The organism is Flavobacterium aeripolare (assembly GCF_013294025.1).
Lineage (GTDB): Bacteria > Bacteroidota > Bacteroidia > Flavobacteriales > Flavobacteriaceae > Flavobacterium.
In genome coordinates this window covers 381,957-398,567 of sequence record NZ_JABSNL010000002.1, presented here as the reverse complement: position 1 = coordinate 398,567, position 16,611 = coordinate 381,957, and the positions used below count along the sequence as shown (strand labels likewise).

At 34.4% G+C, this 16,611-nt stretch carries 17 protein-coding genes; 5 read left to right on the top strand and 12 right to left on the bottom strand.

Annotated features, from left to right (window positions below):
* The first annotated feature begins 6 nt into the window (after nt 1-6).
* Both HNQ00_RS04130 and HNQ00_RS04125 read left to right on the top strand, forming a co-directional pair.
* Complete coding sequence (locus tag HNQ00_RS04130) at nt 7-1,131, top strand: peptidylprolyl isomerase (protein ID WP_173837062.1); 1,125 nt, start codon at nt 7-9, stop codon at nt 1,129-1,131.
* 35 nt (nt 1,132-1,166) lie between these two features.
* Nucleotides 1,167-2,354 carry a peptidylprolyl isomerase gene (locus tag HNQ00_RS04125; protein WP_173837061.1) on the top strand — a complete coding sequence of 396 codons (1,188 nt, stop codon included), beginning with the start codon at nt 1,167-1,169 and terminating at the stop codon, nt 2,352-2,354.
* Nucleotides 2,355-2,450: 96 nt separating this feature from the next.
* Here the strand turns inward: HNQ00_RS04125 and HNQ00_RS04120 are convergent, their stop codons facing one another.
* From HNQ00_RS04120 to HNQ00_RS04070, 11 genes are all read right to left on the bottom strand, one after another.
* Nucleotides 2,451-2,891, bottom strand: a complete 441-nt coding sequence (locus HNQ00_RS04120; protein WP_173837060.1) for a hypothetical protein — start codon at nt 2,889-2,891, stop codon at nt 2,451-2,453.
* A gap of 36 nt (nt 2,892-2,927) precedes the next feature.
* Complete coding sequence (locus tag HNQ00_RS04115; protein ID WP_173837059.1) at nt 2,928-3,287, bottom strand: hypothetical protein; 360 nt, start codon at nt 3,285-3,287, stop codon at nt 2,928-2,930.
* 68 nt (nt 3,288-3,355) lie between these two features.
* Nucleotides 3,356-4,534 carry an AIR synthase related protein gene (locus tag HNQ00_RS04110; protein WP_173837058.1) on the bottom strand — a complete coding sequence of 393 codons (1,179 nt, stop codon included), beginning with the start codon at nt 4,532-4,534 and terminating at the stop codon, nt 3,356-3,358.
* 183 nt (nt 4,535-4,717) lie between these two features.
* Nucleotides 4,718-6,211, bottom strand: coding sequence for a carboxypeptidase regulatory-like domain-containing protein (locus HNQ00_RS04105; protein WP_173837057.1), 1,494 nt, complete (start codon nt 6,209-6,211; stop codon nt 4,718-4,720).
* A 70-nt stretch (nt 6,212-6,281) separates the two neighbouring features.
* Entirely contained in the window at nt 6,282-7,640 is a 1,359-nt protein-coding gene (locus HNQ00_RS04100; protein WP_173837056.1) for a CsgG/HfaB family protein, read from the bottom strand.
* A 4-nt stretch (nt 7,641-7,644) separates the two neighbouring features.
* On the bottom strand, nt 7,645-8,043 hold the full coding sequence (locus tag HNQ00_RS04095) for a curli production assembly/transport component CsgF (protein ID WP_173837055.1): 399 nt from the start codon (nt 8,041-8,043) through the stop codon (nt 7,645-7,647).
* Nucleotides 8,044-8,058: 15 nt separating this feature from the next.
* Nucleotides 8,059-8,346, bottom strand: coding sequence for a CsgE family curli-type amyloid fiber assembly protein (locus tag HNQ00_RS04090; RefSeq protein ID WP_173837127.1), 288 nt, complete (start codon nt 8,344-8,346; stop codon nt 8,059-8,061).
* A gap of 38 nt (nt 8,347-8,384) precedes the next feature.
* Nucleotides 8,385-8,765, bottom strand: a complete 381-nt coding sequence (locus HNQ00_RS04085) for a hypothetical protein (RefSeq protein WP_254598436.1) — start codon at nt 8,763-8,765, stop codon at nt 8,385-8,387.
* 19 nt (nt 8,766-8,784) lie between these two features.
* Nucleotides 8,785-9,315, bottom strand: a complete 531-nt coding sequence (locus HNQ00_RS04080) for a hypothetical protein (protein ID WP_173837053.1) — start codon at nt 9,313-9,315, stop codon at nt 8,785-8,787.
* 72 nt (nt 9,316-9,387) lie between these two features.
* Nucleotides 9,388-10,242, bottom strand: coding sequence for a hypothetical protein (locus HNQ00_RS04075; protein ID WP_173837126.1), 855 nt, complete (start codon nt 10,240-10,242; stop codon nt 9,388-9,390).
* 543 nt (nt 10,243-10,785) lie between these two features.
* Nucleotides 10,786-12,975 (bottom strand): glutamine synthetase III family protein, encoded by a 2,190-nt coding sequence (locus tag HNQ00_RS04070; protein ID WP_173837052.1) that lies wholly within the window; start codon nt 12,973-12,975, stop codon nt 10,786-10,788.
* A 286-nt stretch (nt 12,976-13,261) separates the two neighbouring features.
* Between HNQ00_RS04070 and HNQ00_RS04065 the strand changes: the two genes are divergently transcribed.
* Nucleotides 13,262-14,221 carry a TerC family protein gene (locus HNQ00_RS04065; RefSeq protein WP_173837051.1) on the top strand — a complete coding sequence of 320 codons (960 nt, stop codon included), beginning with the start codon at nt 13,262-13,264 and terminating at the stop codon, nt 14,219-14,221.
* A 59-nt stretch (nt 14,222-14,280) separates the two neighbouring features.
* Here HNQ00_RS04065 and HNQ00_RS04060 read toward each other — a convergent pair whose 3' ends face one another.
* Entirely contained in the window at nt 14,281-14,778 is a 498-nt protein-coding gene (locus HNQ00_RS04060; RefSeq protein WP_173837050.1) for a hypothetical protein, read from the bottom strand.
* An 85-nt stretch (nt 14,779-14,863) separates the two neighbouring features.
* Here HNQ00_RS04060 and HNQ00_RS04055 point away from each other — a divergent pair, with 85 nt between their 5' ends.
* Entirely contained in the window at nt 14,864-15,445 is a 582-nt protein-coding gene (locus HNQ00_RS04055) for a DUF1543 domain-containing protein (protein ID WP_173837049.1), read from the top strand.
* A gap of 129 nt (nt 15,446-15,574) precedes the next feature.
* The gene (locus HNQ00_RS04050) at nt 15,575-16,120 is read left to right on the top strand and encodes a type 1 glutamine amidotransferase domain-containing protein (protein WP_173837048.1); all 546 of its coding nucleotides are present in this window, start codon (nt 15,575-15,577) and stop codon (nt 16,118-16,120) included.
* Nucleotides 16,121-16,611 lie beyond the last annotated feature (491 nt).

Below are 16,611 nucleotides of genomic sequence, written 5' to 3'. Positions count from 1 at the left end.
ATTGATATGAAAAAAAAGATACTATTTGTACTGCTAGCAATTATTGCTTTATCATCATGTAAGGAAGACAATAGCAACCTTCCTGATGGTTTGTACGCCAAATTAGAAACTAGTAAAGGGGAAATTATAGTAGCCTTAGATTATAAAAAAGCACCTATAACAGTGGCTAATTTTGTAACGCTGGCCGAAGGTAAGAATGATTTTGTAACAAACAATAACCTAAAGGGTAGACCATTTTATGATGGTTTAAAATTTCACCGTGTTATAAATGACTTCATGATTCAAACAGGAGATCCGCTAGGGACAGGATCAGGAGATGGCGGTTATAAATTTAAGGATGAATTCTCTGATTTACGTTTTGAAAAAGGTGGTGTGCTAGCGATGGCAAACAACGGACCTGCAACTAATAGTAGTCAATTTTTTATTACGCATGTAGCAACACCATGGTTAGATGGTAAACACACCATTTTTGGACATGTTGTAGAAAATGGTATGGAGGTTGTCAATAAAATTCAGCAAAACGACTATTTGAATAAAGTAACCATAATTAGAAATGGTGAAGCTGCAAAAAAGTTTGACGCTGCAAAAACATTCTTCAATTATTTCTCAGTAGAATCTGAAAAGCAAAAAAAGATCCTCGCACAAGAAGCTGCAGAGAAAAAGGAATATGATGAAAAGTATAAAGATGTACGTGAGGATAAAGTGAAATACTTTAACGCTTTAAAAAGTAAAGTAACTAGAACTTCAACTGGTTTAAAATATGTAATCACAAAGAAAACAACAAACAAGAAACCTACAAAGGGAACGCAAGTATTCATTCATTATGCTGGTTTTCTAGAAGACGGACAATTATTTGATAGTAGTATCGAAAATGTTGCGGCTACCTTTGGAAAATTTGATCAAAATAGAGCTGATCAAAATGGGTACCAACCAATACCGTTTCAAGCAGGTCGTAAGGAAGGTATGATTCCTGGTTTCATCGAGGGACTAGAGAAGTTATCATATGGAGAAAAAGCAATTTTATTTATTCCATCACATCTCGCTTACGGTGCAGGAGGTGCAGGAAACGTAATTCCACCGAATGCTAATATTATTTTCGAAATTGAATTAATGGAGGCCACTCCACAATAAAGTTACAACTACGTTTTATCAATATACCAATAGCAATGAAATTAAGAATTTTAGGTCTTGTATTATTTGGAATAATCAATTTACAAGCACAAACAGTTAAAAAAGCATCCACAACAGTAACCGAAAGTACGGCAGTAGCAACTCCTTTTTCATTAAAAAAAACTGACGGCCTTTATGCTACTATCTCAACAAACAAGGGAGATATAGTTGTATCGTTAGACTATGAAAACGCACCAGTGACTACCGCAAATTTCGTCTCACTTGCTGAGGGTAAAAATAAATTTGTTACTGATCAATCACTTCTTAAAAAACCATTTTATGATGGTTTAAAATTTCACCGAGTGATAAAAGACTTTATGATTCAAACTGGTGATCCTCAAGGTACTGGTAGTGGTGGTTCAGGATATAGTTTTAAAGATGAATTTGGCGACGCTAAGTTTGACAAAGCAGGAATTTTGGCTATGGCTAACTCTGGTCCCGCTACTAACTCTAGTCAAATATTTATCACCCATAAAGAAACACCATGGCTTAACGGCAAGCATACCATCTTTGGTCATGTGGTAAGTGGTATGGATGTAGTAAATGCTATTGCTCAAGATGATGTCATGAATAAAGTAACAATTACTCGTACAGGAAAAGCAGCAAAGAAATTTAAAGCCGACAAAGTTTTTGCTTACTACTTCAATAATAAAGAAGAAGACGCGAGAAAACAAGCTATAATAGACGAAGAAAAAAAACAAGCGCTTATTAAAATCAAGGAAGAAAAAGTAGCCGCACGTAAAGTAATGATTGTAGACAAAGCAGCTTACTTTAGCACTCTTAAAGCTACTGCTACAACAACAGTTTCTGGTTTTGCTTACAAAATAATTAAGAAAGGAACTGCTGTAAAACCGGTTGATGGATCAACATTTTATTTTCACTATGCAGGATACTTCGCTGATGGGAATTTATTTGACAGCAGTTACGAAGAAGTAAATAAAGACTATGGGAAATTTGACGAGAGAAGAGCTGCAGGTAACGGATACAGACCAATACCTTTTCAAGCCGGACGTAAAGACGGTATGATTCCTGGCTTTATGGAAGCATTAAGCTTAATGAGTTACGGCGATAAAATGGTTGCATTCATCCCAGCTAATTTAGCTTACGGAGCAAAGGGCGCTGGCGATGTAATACCTGCTAATACCGATTTAATTTTTGAACTAGAAATGTTTGAAAAGCAATAAAACTAATTCATACAAAGCAATTAAAAACCCGATAAGTACACGTACCTATCGGGTTTTTTAATTTTATGGCAGTTAGCACACTAAGTGAACGGAAAATTATTTTTTACCAAACTTCCAGTCAAACTCATCTTTATCATTGATAATTGCACCTATTTCAAACTTTACAACCTCTTCAAACTCTGTTTGCATGATAATCCAGTTGTCTTCATTGAAATAGTTTTCAAATGTATCAAACTCTTCTTGTGTGAATTTTGCAATTCCTTTACGCGATAAATCTTTCTTTACATCTTTGATTTCTCTACCTATAATTTTATTTTCAAATAACTCTAAATCAGCGCTAGATGCAACAAGGTATCCTAATTTTAAATCTTCCTCTTGATAAAAAGTTAAACGGACCTTGTGCGCATTATAAGCAAAAATAACATTATCATCTTCGTCCTTGTAATTTCTGTCTGGCTTACCATAAACAGCAATTACATCATTTTGTTTCATCCCGAAAATGAGCTTATCAATTCCGCTTTTTAAATTTATTTTCATCTTTTTTATTTATTCTTTATTTGAAGCTAGTTGCTATTACTCACTCATTTCATCATAACGCTCAGGAACTTGTGGATCGTACAATGGGCATTTAAATTCTTCCATTACACTTACTAATTTATCCATGGTAGTACCTTGTGTACCGTAGCAATCAATCTTTATACTTTGAGCTGTCGTACGCACTTGAAAAGCTCCTACTCCATTACTGTTCTTCCAGCTTTTATCATCTACTTTTTCCCATTTTGAGAATACTGATGCTATTCTATTCAAAATTACTTGAACAGGGAGTGCTTCAAGACCTTCGATATTCTCTTGTTCTTCAGAAATATATTCATAAATCTCGTGATGATTTAAGTATACTTCTTCTAGATATTTCCAAAAAACTAATTCGTACATTTTATTAAATTGAAAGATTAAAAAATGGAGAGATTAAAATCTATCCTTTCGTATCGCTAGAGAATTGTTTAATATTCGAATATTCCGTATTCACTACTGATTGTCAATTTTTTGTCATCAGCAGCTTCGACTCTACCTACGATTTGAGCATCAACGTTGAATGATTTAGAAATAGCAATAATATCTTGCGCAACAGCCTCTGGAACGTATATTTCCATACGGTGCCCGCAGTTAAATACTTGGTACATTTCTTTCCAGTCAGTTTTAGATTGCTCTTGTATCAATTTAAACAGCGGTGGAACTGGAAATAAGTTGTCTTTTATAATATGTAGCTTATTTACAAAATGTAAAATTTTAGTTTGTGCTCCTCCACTGCAATGTACCATTCCGTGAATCTCGTTAGACGAGTATTTGTCTAAAATTTTCTTGATAATAGGCGCATAGGTTCTTGTAGGAGAAAGCACTAGCTGTCCTGCATCTATAGGAGAATTTTCTACTGAATCTGTGAGCTTCACTTGACCAGAGTAAATCAAATCTTCTGGAACTGCAGCGTCAAAACTTTCAGGATATTTAGTCGCTAGGTACTTTTCGAATACATCGTGACGTGCAGATGTAAGTCCGTTACTTCCCATACCACCATTGTAACTTTTCTCATAAGTCGCTTGACCAAAGGAAGCCATTCCTACAATAACATCACCCGCTTTTATATTAGCATTGTCAATCACTTTTGAACGTTTCATGCGCGCCGTTACAGTAGAATCTACTATGATTGTACGCACGATATCACCCACATCAGCTGTTTCACCACCTGTAGAATGTATGGTTACTCCAAAAGAGTCTAGTTCTTTAATCAACTCCTCTGTTCCATTAATAATCGCCGATAAAACTTCACCCGGAATCAAGTTTTTATTCCTCCCAATAGTTGAAGAAAGTAAAATATTATCTGTCGCTCCTACACACAATAAATCATCGATATTCATTATTAAAGCATCTTGAGCAATTCCTTTCCAAACAGAAATATCTTCTGTTTCTTTCCAATACATGTAAGCAAGGGACGACTTTGTTCCCGCTCCATCAGCATGCATGATCAAACAATAGTCTTCATCTTGCGTTAAATAATCTGGAACAATTTTACAAAATGCTTGAGGGAATAAACCTTTATCAATGTTTTTAATAGCATTATGCACATCTTCTTTTGACGCCGAAACACCACGTTGTGCATATCTTTTTGAAGTATCTGAACTCATTTAGTGTAGTTGTGTAAGTTGCAAAGTCGCAACTAAGTTGTTCCAGCAAAGGTAAATATTTTTTTTGGGTTTTATGTATTGTAAAAGAGTAAGAATTAGCAATTGTTGAACAGTTTTAAAGCATGAAAAAACCAAAAACGCCTATCAAATTGATAAGCGTTTTTTAACTACTAAATATATAAACTATTCCCAATCTGGCATACTAGCATTGGCAAACAGAATGGTTCTTAAGGCACCAGAGCTTTCAGAAGATGGTGTGTAACGAATGATATTTTTAATAGACAAACCATCATTTGATGTATTTGTAAATAATAATTCGGCCTCGTTAGGGGAATACCGCACATCTAAGTCAAGTGTACCAGAAGGCTTGTCACTTACAATTAGTGAAACGACACGCGAGTTCAAATCATACTGATAAACACGAGTATCTAACTGGCGGTAAGATCCTCCCTCATACCCTGAAGCATCCTTAGTGTAAATAATAGTTTTTCCATCTACTGAAAAATCGAGTCCTCCTGCTGCTCCAGTATCACCACTAGCAATCTGGTTGAGCACTGTGCCTCCCATATTTATGACATAAAGTGCTACATTGTACCCATTAGCATCATTTGTTTTCAAAGCAATTTTTGTACCATCTTTGCTCCAGTCACACTCTGAAATAAATTTACCATCTGGCGTTTCATAGATTTTAGTTAAGCCACTACCATCTTTATTAATGCGATACAACTTATCAAAATAAGGATAGATAATCTGGCTCCCCGAACTATTCCATGAAAAATTAATAAAATCAGAATTAAATCCTGCGATCGGAACTGCAGCTGTTACCTTAAATACTCCTGTACCGTCTGGATTCATCGTGTAAATATGGTTTTGAGCCCCGCTTGATCGTATGAAAGCAACCTTAGCAGCAGCATTATTTTTTCGAGGCCTCCAGCTATTTGTACTTGAATTAGTGATTTGTACTTCGGCAGCTGATTCATTTCCAGCAAAAATTACATTATTGTCATTTATTTTTCGAACAAATAAAAACCTGGAATTACCAAATGGCATCGTTGTAAAAGAACCAACTGCACTTAATACGGGTTGGTTAATTCCATCAGAAGCAGCAACTTGCCAAATATACTTAGTACTATAAGCTAATTCTTTCACCGTATAATTCATTGCAGTTATGTCCTTAAAAGTAACAACATCAGTACCGCTCTCTTTTCTAAGTGTAATAGTATAACTAAGAGCATCTTTTTCTGGGTCTGTAGCTGTCCAGCTTAGCGCAAGTTCTAAAGGCTGATTTGTAGCGTTATCTGCAGGAGAAACTAGAACGGGAGTTGCTGGTGCTTTGTTATTAGAAGTAGATAATTTTAATTCGAACACAACGGTAGTTGCTTTATCTTCGTTAATTGTAGCTGCTTCAAACTTTGACACATAACCCTCTTTTTGAGCTTCAAAGGAGTAATCACCTGTTTTTACACTTGGAATAGAGAATTTACCTTCCTCATCTGTAAAAACAATGCTTGAATTAGGGCTTGAAAAAACCTTTACATTAGCTAATGGTTTAAAATCAACTGCACTCACCACTTTACCTTCGATACTACCAAAAGTTTCACCAGCAAACTTCTCTTCACTGCACGCGCAGAGTAAAAGCAACATTAGACAGCTAATTTTAATATATATATTTTTCATTATCGTACATTTTAGATTGGTTGTAATAAGTAGCTTTTAATTAAGTGAAGCGATTCAATTTAGTTGCCTATTATTTTCTATTGGGGAAATAGTAAGTTAAACCCAAACCAAAGCGATAATAATAATCGTCCCGCACTCCTCGTTCTAAATAATCTATATTGTCGCTAAAATTTACATTTTGTTCACCATATAATTTAATTCCTATATTATCTGAAACCAGATATTCTAGACCAGCTCCAAATTGCACTTTTAAATGTGTATTTTCTACATTTTTATTGAATCCAAAACCGGTACCTGCAAAAACGTATGGGCTAAATCGATCTTTAGGGAGTAACATCCACTCGGCATTTAAATCGAGAGTTGTATAGCCTCCATTAAAGTAGCCTTTGTTAGCCAATTTAATAACGTTTGCAGAGGCACTCAAACTTAAAGAAGGTGTAATTAAATATTTTACAGCACCACGAGCCATGGGTTGTAAAGATGCACTAGGATAATCACCATCCATTAACGTAGCCCCACCAGATAATTCCATAGCAAAACGAGTTCTACGGTCTTTTAATTCACGAGCATAAATTGCGGTATTGCTCGCTTCTTTATTTTCTAAATCATAGTCTGCTATTATAGCATCAACCGTTTGCTTAGGAGCGTTTGCTTGCCATATATCTTTTTTTATACCCTCTATAACAAGTGTGGCAACAGCTTTTTCTATTGCCTCTGTGACTGCCATTTGTACGGGTTCATTTGTTGTATATCCTGTTTCAACTTCAAGTAATCTTTTAAAATTGACATATTTAAACAAGCTTTGATCAATTGCCTGCGATAAAATAGTTTTTGAAATATACACTGACTTCAGTATTTGTCCATTTGCTGTTGACACTAATCTAAGATAAATAGTAATTCTATCTTGTCTATATTTTATAGATCCTCCAGTACCAAAATATCTTGCTCCAAAACCGCCCGTGATAATATTAGAATCATAAGATATAATTCCTCCTTCTAATAAAACACCTGCATATAGTAATGGTGTAATTTGTGGGGCTGTTGATTTTTCACCCTGAGTATATTCCTCTCTAGTTGACCTAATTAAATTGCGCTCTTGTAATAGATTACCAATATTTTCTCGCTCTATAGGAATGAACCAATTAGAATCCTCCAAGGCCTTAATGAGTACAGAAGTTGCTCCTTGTGTAACAGCAGTGCTAAAGTTACTCCCGTTCTCAGAAGCTTTGTATTGCCCAGTTTGATCTCTAAATTTATACACCCCTACAACTACCTGTTTTACAGGTTTAGGCAATTCACTAAGTACGGTTGTAGCGGGAGTAGACTCACCTATGGCCGCTCGCTCTATACCGGTAGGCTGGTTATAATACGCACCACAATTTACTAGTATAAAAGCGATAGGAATTAATAAGTAGGGTCTTAATTTCATAATATCAATTTGGAATGATTACTTGAGTTTGTTCTCCAGTTTTAGTATCTAAAATATCAACTGTTAGTCCGCCAGAAGACGGATAAATTTCGACCGCTAAGCTACCAAAGGTGTAACTACCCGCAGATAATGCATCAGTTCCAAATTGTTGTGTAAATAACGATCTTGATATTTGTCCTAAAAGCTGTGAATTTAACTGATCTCTAAATTGCTCTAATTCTGTTTTTTCTACAGTTTTAACTTCCTTAGCAGTAAATTTATTCTGCGATTCAGCAGAGCTAGCTAGCCATTGATAATTAAACGTATCGCCCCCAAAAGCAGGGTTTTTAGGTTTATAAACTAGATCTTGGGCACTAGAATAAGAGCTGATAAATAGCGATGCAAAAAGTAGAAGTAACTTCATAGCTTCAAGTTTAGGTTAGTATTGCGTAAAAGATTTTAGTTGGTTTTCAAGCTGACGTAAATATTGATATGTTTGATAAACTGAGGACTGCACCATAGCTTCTATATATTCTTCATCAGGCCTAGCTAGAAATTCATACACCACATTATTATCAATATTAATCACAATTTTAGTATTTCTACCAAAGCTTAACTCCTCACTAATAGTTACAATTTTAGTACTATTAATGTTATATTCGTTGTATTTATAATAGTATAAGTCGTAGAAATCCTTCCCAATTTTCGTTTTGGTTTCGTCGACGATAACCCCTTTAAAAGAGAAGCCATCAGCAGGTTTATTAACTACTTTTTTTTTTCTTGACTTAACACTACACGATCTTTTCCTATAAGCGTCTTGTTCTCGTCGTAGAAAAGTAAAAGGATTGTAATTTCATCTTCGCTATTGGCATTCAACTGCGTTTCTGATAAAATCTTTGTTTGATTGGGATCCAAAGTGACAATACCTTCTTGTGCATTATCTGATATATTATTACTTTTTATATTTTTCTTTATTACCGTCAACTTATAAGAGAAACTTTGAACAATGCCACTTAAATTTTCTGAAACTCCCTTTACTTTTATGAGTCCATTTGCTTGATCAATTTCAATCTTTGCTTTTACTACAGTATTTGATAACTGTGCATAGTTAGCTCTAGAAATTAAAAGCACTATTAAAATTAGCATTGGTTTCACTTTTATCATTTTACTTGTAATTTATAATTACTACTGCTGCTTCATTTCCTTTTTGAACTACCTTCATATTTTGGGACAAAGAATTTGAACCAAAACTTCTTATGCTTTGATTATTACCACTCTGGATCATCTGAGTGTTGACATTGTTATTCGCAGCGTTTGAAAAATCATGAATCTTGTTATTATTTCCTTTTTGAATAATGTCCTTAGTCAGATTATCTCCGTAAGCAGTTAAAAAATAATCATTATAATTTCCATTTTGACTCACATTTATCACCGCTTTAGTAGTGTTTGATGTAACTGTAGCGCTATTATAGTTCCCTATTTGCTCAATATTAACAGCCGAACTTTGCGAAGATAAATTTGCAGCAGTACTTACTATTTTTTTATCTACTGGAAAGAATAACCCAAAGGCATTTTCTTTTTGATCAAATAAAGAAGAACTATAATTTTTAAAAATGGAGTTTTGCTCTTTCTCTTGGGCAAATAATGGACACGAAAACAATAAAATCAGCATAAAATTTAATAATATCTTTTTCATCTTATGAGTTTTAAAATTAAAAAAAATGAGATAACCGCTATGGTTATCTCATTCCTTGCTAATATCAGAATCTTACATTCCGTTATTTTGTGCTACAGTAATAGAGTTGTTGTTACCGTTAGAGTAAGCAGTACTAACATGTCCCATACCGTTTTGAGTTACCATTGCAGTGTTACTATTTCCAATTTGCAATGTGTTGTCTACTAATCTACTACCATCTTGAATTAAAGTAGCAGTGTTGTTTCTTCCATATTGGTAATGGTTAGACACATTCCCTGCTGCCATAGATGTACCTGCTGCAGAAGTCTGTGTTTGAAAAGAATGATTTTCTACACCACCTTGACTAGCGTAAGCTGTGTTAGCATCTCCATTTTGAGTTTGAGTTGCATCATTGTTAAAGTTTGGTGATACTGGAACTGGAACTGCATTTACAGCTGCAATTTGTGTAGTACTGAATACCGCTGTACCTGATGGTATTTCATTTCCGTTAGTACCTTGGTCGATTGTAGCTACGTTTCTGTTACCCGTTTGAACTTGAATTCCCAAATCAGATCCACGTGTTGCAGCTGGTGCTCCATTAATTTGATCTTGCCAAATTGTTGCTTTGTTGCTGTTACCTGTTTGAGTTTGAAATGCTTCGTTGTCTTTGTTACTTTGTGAGATAAATGCCGTGTTTCTGTTACCATCTTGCATTACTTCTGCAGTGTTGCGTCTTGCATCCCATGATCCTGGATTGATTCCTTGCGAAACTTCAGACGTGTTGCTATTTCCAATTTGATCAACATCTGATGAATTGCTGTGACCATGTTGCATAACAGAAGAAACATCTGCATTACCTACTTGATTAACATTAGACATGTTACTTTGAGCGAAAGAAACCGCTCCTACACATAGCATCGCTGAGACGCTTAAAATTACTTTTTTCATAATACATATATTTAATTGGTTATTAATACAAGTTATTATGTAGGTTCAAAAAAGTCTGGGGAAAACTTTTTATCTTAAAGTAGGTTTGAAAATGATTTGGGAATCTTTTCAACTGTTATAGAGACATTTTGTTTAACTACAAATAGTCGAGTCCTTGTTTCTATTACATTTCAAAGATAGAAAACATAGCGGCTTCAAACACCCCGTATAAACACCTGTTTTCCAATTATATAGCTGTTTTTCGATGAAGTGTTGTGTTTAATCGATGAACTACATAGACAACTATTACTTCGTATCAGAAATGAATTGTTAACATTAATCAATTGTTAACAAATATATAATTATGCGACTAAAACAATCATGCTTTACATTATAATCAGTGTTAAACAACTAAATAGCAGTATTCTATATTTTAAAATTATTTAAAATTTCGAAATAGGATTATAATATTCATGGATTTTCATCACAAATACATTAGGATTTAGTACAAAAAAAAGCCGCTCCATTACGGAGCGGCACTACAAATCAAACTATTATTAAAAATTATTTAGTAAATAGTAATTCTCTATACTTTGTTAAAGTCCATAATTCATTATCAACTAAAAGTTCTAATTTATCACAGTGTTCTCTGATTACTTCAAAGTAAGGTTTAACATTATCACAGTAAGCCTCAGCCATTTCTTGTGCGTTTGTTAAAACATTTGCTTTCTTTCTTTCATTTGTCATCTCTACAACTTTTGAATTGATTCCTTCAATGTGTCTTGAAATTGACTTAATGATATTGATTTGCTCTTTAGCGATAGTTTCAAAATCATCTCCAAAGATGTCTTTCAATCCTTTTACGTTTTCGATCAAAGTATTTTGGTAACGAATAGCTGTAGGAATTACGTGGTTAGTAGAAATATCTCCTAAAACCCTTCCTTCAATTTGAATTTTCTTAGTGTACTCTTCTAATTCAATTTCGTAACGCGCTTCAACCTCTATATGATTCATAATTCCCATACTTGAGAATAAGTCTAATGCTTGTTTAGATGCTCTCGCTTTTAAGGCTTGCGGCGTAGTTTTAAAGTTACTCAATCCTCTTTTTTCAGCTTCTTTTTCCCATGCTTCGCTATAACCATCTCCTTCAAAAAGAATCTTCTTAGAATGCTTGATGTACTCTCTTAACACATTGAAGATAGCATCGTCTTTCTTCATGTCTTTAGTTTCGATCAAAGTATCCACTTCTTTCTTAAATTCTTTTAATTGTTTTGCAACAATAGTATTTAAGGTAGTCATTGCATTTGAACAGTTAGCCGTAGAACCTACTGCTCTAAATTCAAATTTATTTCCTGTAAAGGCAAATGGTGAAGTTCTGTTTCTATCTGTATTATCAAGAATTACTTCTGGAATTTTACCTACTACATTTAACTTTAAGTCAGTTTTTTCTTCAGGAGATAATTTACCAGTAGTTACACCTTCTAGTTCCTCTAAAACTTTAGTTAATTGTGCACCAATAAAAACAGAAATAATTGCTGGTGGCGCTTCATTTGCCCCTAGTCTATGATCATTACTCGCTGTAGCAATTGCTGCTCTCAACAATGCTTCGTGATCATTTACCGCCTTAATAGTATTGATAAAGAAAGTCAAAAACTGCAGGTTTGTCATTGGCGTTTTACTTGGGCTCAATAAATTCACCCCAGTATCTGTTGCAAGTGACCAGTTGTTATGTTTTCCTGATCCGTTAACTCCTTTAAATGGTTTCTCATGTAGTAACACTTTCAAGTCGTGACGTTCAGCCACTTTTTGCATTACATCCATTAATAAACAGTTGTGGTCTACCGCTAAGTTTGTTTCTTCAAAAATGGGTGCAAACTCAAATTGGTTTGGTGCCACCTCATTATGACGTGTTTTAACAGGTATTCCTAACAGCATACATTCTTGCTCTAAATCTCTCATGTACGTTAAAGCACGAGTAGGAATTGAACCGAAGTAATGGTCATCTAATTGTTGTCCTTTTGCAGACGTATGTCCTAATAATGTTCTTCCTGTCATCATTAAGTCAGGACGAGACTCTGCTAATGATCTATCGATTAAGAAATATTCTTGCTCCCATCCTAGAGTAGCAGTCACTTTCTTTACGTTTTTATCAAAATATCTACAAACATCTGTAGCAGCATCATCAATTGCAGACAATGCTCTTAACAAAGGAATTTTATTATCTAATGCTTCTCCAGTGTACGAAATAAACACTGTAGGAATACATAAAGTTGTACCATAAATAAAAGCTGGAGATGTAGGATCCCATGCAGTATACCCTCTGGCTTCAAATGTATTTCTAATTCCTCCATTAGGAAAACTAGAAGCATCTGGCTCTTGTTGTACTAATTGCGCTCCACCAAATTTTTCAACAGCATCACTTCCATCGTATGACGTTTCAAAAAACGCATCATGTTTTTCAGCAGTAGCACCCGTTAATGGTTGGAACCAGTGCGTGTAATGAGTCACTCCTTTTGAAAGTGCCCATTCTTTCATACCCATTGCAATATAATCTGCTAACTTTCTGTCAATTTTAGTCCCATGCTGAACAGCACCCTGAACTCCTTTTAAAGCATCTGAAGTCAAATATTGCTTCATTGCTTTCTCATTGAACACATTCGCACCAAAAATTGCAGATTTTCTACCGTTTTCTTCGAATTGTACTGGTTTTCTTGTTGAAGCTTCTCTTAAAGCCTGGAAACGTATTGTTGACATAATTTGTTTTTTAATTAAACCCCCGTTAATAGAGTGCAAATATAAAATAATTATCACCTTAATTAAAACTTACCTCTATTTTTTGAGGGTATAGCCACAAAATTTATGATATTATTAAAAAGTTGTTCAAATATTATAAAAGCATAGCATTTATGTAGCTTAAATTAGCAAAACCGTATTTCGTTTAAAATCAACCCACAAGCAATCTCTACAAGTTTAGTATTTTTATTTTCTAAGATTGAAATCTAAAAGTATCTTTGTAATTGTAATTATTAAAATTAATCTCATGATAGTTTGGAGCTTTTTCATCGTCGCTATATTATTGTTTTTAGCATTAGACCTAGGGGTCTTTAATAAAACGCCTCATGTAATAGGTACTAAAGAAGCTAGTAAGTGGACCGCAATATGGGTAACAATCTCCTTTTTGTTTTCGGGAGTGATTTACTGGTTGTATAGTAATGCCTATATCGACAATCCTGACAAGCTGAAGCCAACCGTGGCGGCAATGAAATTTATCACTGGTTATCTTATCGAACTTTCTTTGAGCGTAGATAACATCTTTGTAATAGCCATTATTTTTGCAGCTTTCAAAATACCAAAAAAGTACCAACACCGCGTATTATTCTGGGGAATTCTAGGTGCAATCGTTTTTAGAGGTCTTATGATTTACTTTGGTGTAATCTTAATTAACAAATTTGCATGGACAACGTACATTTTTGGACTATTCCTATTGTACACTGCAATTAATATGTTGTTCTCAAAAGATGATAATGATTTTGATCCTAAAACTTCGCTTGCTTTTAGAATGATTAAAAAAGTCATCCCTATTACAGATACAATTGAGGGGGAACATTTTTTTGTAAAGAGAAATCACATTAACACTGCAACGCCATTATTTGTAGCGCTACTTGTTATCGAAGTAATGGACGTGATTTTTGCATTAGACAGCGTTCCTGCAATATTAGCAATTACAAGCGATCCTTTTTTAGTTTTTAGCTCAAATATATTTGCCATCTTAGGACTGCGCTCTATGTACTTTTTCTTAGCAAACATGCTGGAAAAATTTAGTTATTTAGAATACAGTTTGATCGCTATTCTAAGTTTTGTAGGTTTAAAAATGCTACTGCATGATTTTATCGAAATACCAGAATGGGCATCACTAGCCTTTATTGCTTTATCATTAGCGACAGGAATTATTATCTCTCTGGTGAAAAACAAACCTAATACGATTGATGAATTCGAATAAAATTAAAAAAGGGAGAACTTAAAATTAAGTCTCCCTTTTTTATTAATTGAATATAGCTACTACAAATTGATTGTTTTAATTTGGCTATCCTTTACATCTAGTGCATTAATAACATCTTGGTAATTTTTCTTGTTGATTGATTTTGCAAAACTATCCGGAACAACAACTACTCTTAAAATTTGATTTAATCTAAATGCAGTAGGCACCGTTTGCAAATCTCTTCCAACTAAGTAGATGCTTACATCACGATTGGTGTAATCATATTCATACCCAAAATCTAGACTACCATCACTAAAATAGTGATACTCTGGCAGTAATTCATAAACATCAGTATTTTGCGTGCTTCTCGTTAAACGGTATACTAGCACCTCATCGCTATTATACAATTTACTATCAAAGAAAATTTGCTTTGTGTAATTATTCGATGCAGTAAATGAAGTGGGCACATCATATACCTCGTTTCTAGGCGTATTATCTACATAAATCTCGTCTGAAACAGTACAACTTTGCAGCATAAAAGCGCCTGCAATGGCTAATAGGGTAAATATCTTTTTCATAATCTATTTATTTTAATGGTTACATTTGATACTATTCATTAACTGTGCCAAAAGATATTTGACTTAAACTTTGTAGCTTTGAATTATGGAACAAAAAGTACATTTATACATGCTATTACTGGGCTGCACACCAGAAGGAAGACTAACGGAACAGCACGATATATTTTTTGGTATAGCCGCTAATCTGAGAGATTTAATTTCAGAAATCAAACTATTTTGGCCTGAAGCCAAAGGTAAAATTCACATAGATGCTTGGCGCCAAATTACAAAAGTGGGGAATCACACCATTGCGGTAGCAAACAAGACAACTGGTAATTCCACAACAGATGAAAAATTATTTTTCTTAAACTTGGGAGGGTATAAGAAAAATGAATTTGAAGAATACCATTATAAAGCCTTAGCTGTAGCACCCACTAAGAGCAAAGCTATATCAGCAGCGAAAAAATCTACTTTTTATAAACATTTCAATATCGCTGGAGCACCTTCTCATATCGATGAGCAATACGGCATTGATGTAGATGACCTTCATGACATTAACGATGTTATAAGTGCTTCAGATAAGGAAAAGTACGCACTAATCATTTCTAGTTGTGATTTACCTTATTATGATGACCAAATTCATCTTGGCTACCTTACCTTGAAAAAATTAGCTACTTCCAATCTATAAACTAGCAATACATCTCCATTCTCGCTTTAACAAATATTAGTTCTTTTTTAATAAGTTGTTGTGATTTGTTCCTGGCAATGATTTGTAATTTTATATCAAACAAAATATTAACAGACAAACTATAATACTATGAACAAGAAAATAGCAATTTTAGCAACAAACGGATTTGAAGAAGTAGAATTAAGTTCACCAAAAGAATATTTAGAGAAACAAGGTTGGCAAGCCGATATTGTAAGCCCTGAAAGTGGAAGTATTAAATCCTGGGCATCTACAGATTGGGGTAAAGATTATACAGTAGATCAAGAATTAAAAAATGTAAAAGCTACTGATTACGATGCCTTAGTATTGCCGGGCGGAGTAATCAATCCAGACAAATTAAGAACTGACGAGAACGCTTTAGCATTCATTAAAGATTTCTTTGAAGCGGGTAAACCGGTAGCAGCAATATGCCACGGACCGCAAATTTTAATTAGTGCGGGATTGGTGAAAGGAAGAAAAATGACATCATACCCATCTGTAAAAGTAGATTTAGTTAACGCTGGAGCAGATTGGCATGATTTAGAAGTAGTAGTAGACAAAGGATTAGTCACTAGCAGAAATCCGGACGATTTACCTGCTTTTAATAAAAAAATGGTGGAAGAAATTAAAGAAGGAAAACACCAACCACAGGTTTAAGAGACCTTAATTAATACCATAAAAAAATGCGGAAATCACTTTCCGCATTTTTTTTGTTTTACTATTTCTTATTATCCCCATAAAAATCGGGATAAGCGATTCACACGCTTTCTACAAATGACTATACGCGGTTCTCTAGATCCCGACAAAAATCGGGATAAGCGATTCACACGCTTTTTACAAATTACAATACGCGGTTCTCTAGATCCCAACGAAAATCGGGATAAGCGATTCACACGCTTTCTACAAATGACTATACGCGGTGCTCTAGATCCCGACAAAAATCGGGATAAGCGATTCACACGCTTTCTACAAATTACAATACGCGGTTCTCTAGATCCCGACAAAAATCGGGATAAGCGATTCACACGCTTTTTACAAATTACAATACGTGGTTCTCTAGATCCCGACAAAAATCGGGATAAGCGATTCACACGCTTTTTACAAATTACAATACGCGGTTCTCTAGATCCCGACAAAAATCGGGATAA

Excerpts from the sequence above, each read along its gene's own strand:
- HNQ00_RS04075 (WP_173837126.1), bottom strand. The coding sequence starts at position 10,242 with ATGAAAAAAGTAATTTTAAGCGTCTCAGCGATGCTATGTGTAGGAGCG.
- HNQ00_RS04105 (WP_173837057.1), bottom strand. The coding sequence starts at position 6,211 with ATGAAAAATATATATATTAAAATTAGCTGTCTAATGTTGCTTTTACTC.
- HNQ00_RS04080 (WP_173837053.1), bottom strand. The coding sequence starts at position 9,315 with ATGAAAAAGATATTATTAAATTTTATGCTGATTTTATTGTTTTCGTGT.
- HNQ00_RS04115 (WP_173837059.1), bottom strand. The coding sequence starts at position 3,287 with ATGTACGAATTAGTTTTTTGGAAATATCTAGAAGAAGTATACTTAAAT.
- HNQ00_RS04130 (WP_173837062.1), top strand. The coding sequence starts at position 7 with ATGAAAAAAAAGATACTATTTGTACTGCTAGCAATTATTGCTTTATCA.
- HNQ00_RS04085 (WP_254598436.1), bottom strand. The coding sequence starts at position 8,765 with ATGCTAATTTTAATAGTGCTTTTAATTTCTAGAGCTAACTATGCACAG.
- HNQ00_RS04055 (WP_173837049.1), top strand. The coding sequence starts at position 14,864 with ATGGAACAAAAAGTACATTTATACATGCTATTACTGGGCTGCACACCA.
- HNQ00_RS04070 (WP_173837052.1), bottom strand. The coding sequence starts at position 12,975 with ATGTCAACAATACGTTTCCAGGCTTTAAGAGAAGCTTCAACAAGAAAA.
- HNQ00_RS04125 (WP_173837061.1), top strand. The coding sequence starts at position 1,167 with ATGAAATTAAGAATTTTAGGTCTTGTATTATTTGGAATAATCAATTTA.
- HNQ00_RS04110 (WP_173837058.1), bottom strand. The coding sequence starts at position 4,534 with ATGAGTTCAGATACTTCAAAAAGATATGCACAACGTGGTGTTTCGGCG.
- HNQ00_RS04050 (WP_173837048.1), top strand. The coding sequence starts at position 15,575 with ATGAACAAGAAAATAGCAATTTTAGCAACAAACGGATTTGAAGAAGTA.
- HNQ00_RS04120 (WP_173837060.1), bottom strand. The coding sequence starts at position 2,891 with ATGAAAATAAATTTAAAAAGCGGAATTGATAAGCTCATTTTCGGGATG.
- HNQ00_RS04100 (WP_173837056.1), bottom strand. The coding sequence starts at position 7,640 with ATGAAATTAAGACCCTACTTATTAATTCCTATCGCTTTTATACTAGTA.
- HNQ00_RS04060 (WP_173837050.1), bottom strand. The coding sequence starts at position 14,778 with ATGAAAAAGATATTTACCCTATTAGCCATTGCAGGCGCTTTTATGCTG.
- HNQ00_RS04095 (WP_173837055.1), bottom strand. The coding sequence starts at position 8,043 with ATGAAGTTACTTCTACTTTTTGCATCGCTATTTATCAGCTCTTATTCT.
- HNQ00_RS04065 (WP_173837051.1), top strand. The coding sequence starts at position 13,262 with ATGATAGTTTGGAGCTTTTTCATCGTCGCTATATTATTGTTTTTAGCA.